Source organism: Sphingobacterium sp. IITKGP-BTPF85, from assembly GCF_001006065.1.
Lineage (GTDB): Bacteria > Bacteroidota > Bacteroidia > Sphingobacteriales > Sphingobacteriaceae > Sphingobacterium > Sphingobacterium anhuiense.
In genome coordinates this window covers 1-4,858 of the sequence record NZ_ASZT02000225.1, presented here as the reverse complement: position 1 = coordinate 4,858, position 4,858 = coordinate 1, and the positions used below count along the sequence as shown (strand labels likewise).

The 4,858-nt window shown below is 33.2% G+C and carries 6 protein-coding genes; 3 read left to right on the top strand and 3 right to left on the bottom strand.

Going from position 1 to position 4,858, the window contains the following annotated elements; genetic code table 11:
- Window positions 1-138: 138 nt before the first annotated feature.
- From L950_RS37615 to L950_RS24140, 3 genes are read right to left on the bottom strand one after another with little or no spacing between them, the layout of a single operon-like run.
- Window positions 139-363 (bottom strand): helix-turn-helix domain-containing protein, encoded by a 225-nt coding sequence (locus tag L950_RS37615; protein ID WP_410528158.1) that lies wholly within the window; start codon window positions 361-363, stop codon window positions 139-141.
- Window positions 345-683 (bottom strand): hypothetical protein, encoded by a 339-nt coding sequence (locus tag L950_RS24145; RefSeq protein WP_021190805.1) that lies wholly within the window; start codon window positions 681-683, stop codon window positions 345-347. The genes L950_RS37615 and L950_RS24145 overlap by 19 nt, the downstream gene beginning before the upstream one ends.
- Window positions 677-1,027: an AraC family ligand binding domain-containing protein gene (locus L950_RS24140; protein WP_021190804.1), complete on the bottom strand. Its 351-nt coding sequence runs from the start codon at window positions 1,025-1,027 to the stop codon at window positions 677-679. The genes L950_RS24145 and L950_RS24140 overlap by 7 nt, the downstream gene beginning before the upstream one ends.
- A gap of 835 nt (window positions 1,028-1,862) precedes the next feature.
- On the opposite strand from L950_RS24140, the gene L950_RS24135 reads away from it, so the two are divergent.
- The 3 genes from L950_RS24135 to L950_RS24125 all read left to right on the top strand — a co-directional run bounded on the left by L950_RS24135 (window position 1,863) and on the right by L950_RS24125 (window position 4,495).
- On the top strand, window positions 1,863-2,720 hold the full coding sequence (locus L950_RS24135; protein ID WP_021190803.1) for a hypothetical protein: 858 nt from the start codon (window positions 1,863-1,865) through the stop codon (window positions 2,718-2,720).
- 200 nt (window positions 2,721-2,920) lie between these two features.
- Entirely contained in the window at window positions 2,921-3,562 is a 642-nt protein-coding gene (locus L950_RS24130; protein WP_021190802.1) for a hypothetical protein, read from the top strand.
- A gap of 138 nt (window positions 3,563-3,700) precedes the next feature.
- Window positions 3,701-4,495, top strand: coding sequence for a TlpA family protein disulfide reductase (locus tag L950_RS24125; RefSeq protein ID WP_021190801.1), 795 nt, complete (start codon window positions 3,701-3,703; stop codon window positions 4,493-4,495).
- The last annotated feature ends 363 nt before the right edge of the window (window positions 4,496-4,858 follow it).

Sequence of the window (4,858 nt, the reverse complement as noted above, 5' to 3'; positions counted from 1 at the left end):
TTCATTATGCTATATTTCTCTTCTAATACTGAAGGAATATATAAAACACAAAAATCTCAAATCAATACGGTAATAGGTGTGAATTAACAGTACATTATTGGTAATAATCGAAGGTACGTGAACACTTGGAGTTAAAAATTATAGATTCTGATATGCTTTGGGAGTTTGCCCGGTACGTGCTTTGAAAAATTTACCGAATGTGGATTGGTCGTAAAAATTAAGAGCATCGGATATCTGCTGTACAGATTGCTGTGAGTGTTGGAGCATAATCTTTGCTTCAACCAATAAAGCATCAGCAATCCAATCTTTAGTTCCTTTACCTGTAAGCTGTTTTAATACCGAAGCTAAATACTGGGGTGTGATATATAGCTTATCAGCGTAAATGATACATGGTGCTGATGGATGACATCTTTTTTCAATAATGTTAAAAAATTATGAAAAATAATATCCTGCCTGGTTAAATTACTTTGTTTTACCTGATGTTCATGATGATTTATCATCATGTTTTCGGCCTCGATTACATATTCCAGCAAGAGTGCATTAATAATATCTTTCTTGAAATGATGTATGGCCGGCATTCGCTGCTCTAGTCTTTCATGACAAGAAGCGAGTACATTAAATTCCTCCTCTGAAAGATGGATAACAGGATCTTTACGGATATTTAAAAAACTAGTTTTTAGCACATCGTTTTTGACCTGTTCATTGTCTCAAAATATGCCTGTTCTACAAAAATAAGTCGATATCGGGTATCTGGGCTACCTGATATGCTTTGATAGATATGCTCGGGTAGGATAAGAAGAAAATCTTGTTTGGATAAATGATGAATGCTATAATCGAGCTCAATACGCATAGTGCCTTGTTCAACGAGGACGAACATAAAAAAAGATGTTCTTATAGGAAACATGCGAGTAATATGCAAATCACGAATACCTACATCTGCTACCAGAATACTCTCTTCAAAATCGTAAATAGCTTCTTGATTGAAACGAAGAATATCTTTGAAATTTACTATCGATACATTTACCATAATCACATCATTATTACACTACAAATTAATAAAAACATTCGTTATTTACCAACAAATATTAAATGCATTTGTTCGTCTTGTCATACCGTGCTACAATTGTCTTAGGTAAAACACATTAGATTGTTATTCGAAAGGTTCCAGAGATCTGGAAAAGAGAAGATATAGTGAGAAGGCCCTCATTGGAGCTAATTCTTGAATACCATGACTGGGTAATAAAAATAGAAAGGTCTCCTAAATTAATGCAAGTGACCTTGTATAACTGACGTAGCGATATTGATTACATCACAGTCTTGTTGTTATAGAAATTTGACTGATGATCAGTTCATAGAATTGCCAAGAAACTAAAAGCTGTAATCACTATTGAATCCGACTTTATAAAATCCTAAATATTATCCAGATGTTAAACGCTTGTTATCGGGTAACACAGTTGAATTACTTTACTATAAAGCGAACTTACAGAATCCTTCCCTGCTTTGATCCAATATTGAACAGGATGAACACGAAAGAATGTTGAGCTACCGGTTATCTTGAAGCGTGTCCATCCTTATTCAATATCCAAAGACAAATAATAGAACTAAATATATCAGCTTTTACATACTATAAATTTTAGTTTTTATCTATTTTTATTTATACCTTCTGAATACCAATGATTTGTTAAATTTATACTATATTAGTTATATAATACTTCCATATAATATCACCTTAATGAGTTGGGATATTGTTTTATTCAATTCGAAACAGAAAATTAATGGAGCTTAAAGAAATTCAGGAGAATCTATTAATCTGTAATGACATCCAAATCATTGTCTATAATCTATAATAACATTTATTGTATATGAAATATCTCCTATTTTTCTGCACTCTTTTACTGTCATTAAATGTATTATCACAAGACAAAATCGCTAAACGGGATTACAATGAATTCCTTGAAACAAGAATATTTTCCTCTGAAAAGAACAGTATTAAAGATGATAATATAACTCATATCGATATAGGATATTCAAATGAAATAGCATTCTTCACTAAATTATTTACAAAAGAGACCACAATATTTGATAGAAAAAATGGAGATACTTCACAATCTTTTCTGCATATAGAAAATAACTATTATTTTGATCTAAATTTTGAGGGTGATAAATATATCTTAAATCAAAATTATCCGTGGCTTCATTTACCATCTATCAAGGACATACATCCTCAAAATCTACCTAAAAATGATGAGATAAATTACTTAAGTAAAATCTCCATTTATAGAGATAGCACTATATATTACTTTACTACACATAAAGACTTCTACGGACAGATAATGCCATTATGGGGTTATCCTGCAAAATATTTGGGCAGTATAGAGGCACGGGAACAGCAGATTGCAAAAGAATTAAGTGTAATCCAATCGGATGCTGTTAATGATTCTATTTGTGTGTTAGAAATAATCATTTTAAAAACTGGAAAGGTTACAGATGTAAAATCAATTGGAGGAAAAAACTCTGAGCTTAACGATATTGCTGAAAGGGCTGTTTTTCTGGACAGGAACAGAGATTTTGGCAAGTATAAACCTAAGTGGAGAGCAGCAATAATGTACAACAGCGGAAGGCCGATGGACACGAAATTAAAAATGTTTATTAAATTAAAAAAAGATGGCAGTGTACAAATTTTACTTCCAAAAACAATGCGAAACTACACAGGAAACTAACTTATCTAAATCCGTGAGTGTACAAGCAACTATGCTCTTTGATCTCTGCATTTTATTTGGACGGTACTGACCGCAAATAACTATTTACTGTATTTCACATATTGGAAAGGGAAATAAAAAAATCGATTTTATATTCTTTTTTTCGTTAAAATTATTTAACTTTATAGCCACCGATAACCTGAAATTATGAAATATTTATTGTGCCTTTTTTTTCTTTATTCTCTTTGTATTGTGCTACCGCACAAATTTCGCTAAACCAATCTGCTGAACCCGATCCGAACAGCTGGATAATAAAAGAACTAGCAAAGGCTAAAGTAAAAACAAATAAAGTAAGTTATAAGGATAATTTCTTCCAATATGATACCGTAAGACTAATTGGATTTATTGAAGGTTATAATCCTAAATCAGAATTTACCAGTGGCATAATATATAGTAGCAATCAGCTAACTAGGGAAGATTATCCAACAACCGTTCAGATCTTTCCTGATGGTCGTTTTGAAGCGAGCTACCCTGTGACACATCCTGAAATTTCCTATATAAAATATAGAAATGACAGGTTTACATTTTATATTGAACCTGGGCAAACGTTAGCTTTGCGATTCAAAGTTACTCAAGATCAAAACTTAGAATTAATAGGTTTTGAGGGGCCTCTTGCTGTCGAAAACCAGCAATTAAAAGATTTTGATTGGGGAAAGAATCCTCGAGCTTTCTATCAAAATCGGGAAAAGATATTGAAGGAACAACCTATTTCACAAACAAAAATGCAAATTATTTCTGCTTGGGATTCGGTGCAACATGAAGTAGACGTACGTTTTAGGAAATCCGGATTTTACCCAAATTAAAAATCTGATCCATACAGATATTGCACTTTATTATGCGACACAATTAATGGATCTCCAAATGTCCAAAAAAGTCTTTTTAGAGATGATCCTAAAAATTCTTTTCTTAAAGAACCTCTTCCGACCGATTATTTTGATTTTATGACTCGGTTAAACCTAAACGATTTTGCTTTGTTGGTACCAAATGAATTTTCAAGTTTTATCAATCTCTTCGAATTTTCACCACTTTTTCGTACGCAAGAATATTATAATGCCTTGAATCGTCAGTTTAAAGGCAACCTATACTTGGTGTTGGATTCGGCAAATAAAAAGTTTAATCCGACAATAGCCAATACCTTAGTTACAGAAGTTGCTAAATTGCGTACCTTGAAGTCTAAATTAGATTATGCTACAGACACCATAAAGATTACAAATTTGACAGATGATCTGTTAACAGTATTAACCAATAAAGATCTAAAAAATGAAGCGCTTAAATTGGCGGAGCGTGTAAAAATATCCAAAGACGGTTATTTATTACCTAATACTCCTGCTAGTGCTCTTTTTACCAAGATGACAGATAAGTATCGTGGCAAGGTCGTGGTTGTCGACTTTTGGGCACAATGGTGTGGACCGTGTCGCCAAGGTATAGAATCAATGAAGGAAAAACGGTTAAAACTCAAAGATAATCCGAATTTGGTATTTGTCTTCGTAACGGATAAGGTAGGTACACCAGATGTAGATTTTTATAAGAATTATATTGTTGAAAATGACATGTCTGAATCATATAGAGTATCTGCAGATGAGTATATGGCATTGCGCGAACTATTTAAGTTTAACGGTATCCCAAGGTATGTTTTGATGGACCCGGATGGTAGAATCAGAATGATGATTTCCCAATGCATAATTGGAAATCTGAACTCGCTAAAAATTATCCACAACTTTTTAATGATCAATTGATGGAGGCAATTTGATGCGCACTTCGGTTGCAGCTAGAAATAAAATCCGAAGATAAGTTAAGGAGTTTTTTTAGATCATAATTCTGATTCTTGAACACCTGCCTAGTCAATTTTCAGAAGTCAAGCGACGATGTTCTCTTTTTTTTAAAACTTCTAGAATGAGAAAAAAACAGCCAATCACCACATATTAATCGACCAATCTCCTCTTGAGTAGCTCCAACTCCCCTGCGATGACATCTGGCCATCTAGCAAAACCTTGTCTAATAATATCTTCACCATCAGCTATGGTAAATAACTGGGAGATGCTAAAGGCAGACTCTCGGATCCCTGCAATCTGTCTAAAAGTTAGCTGTGCTCTGCTTTT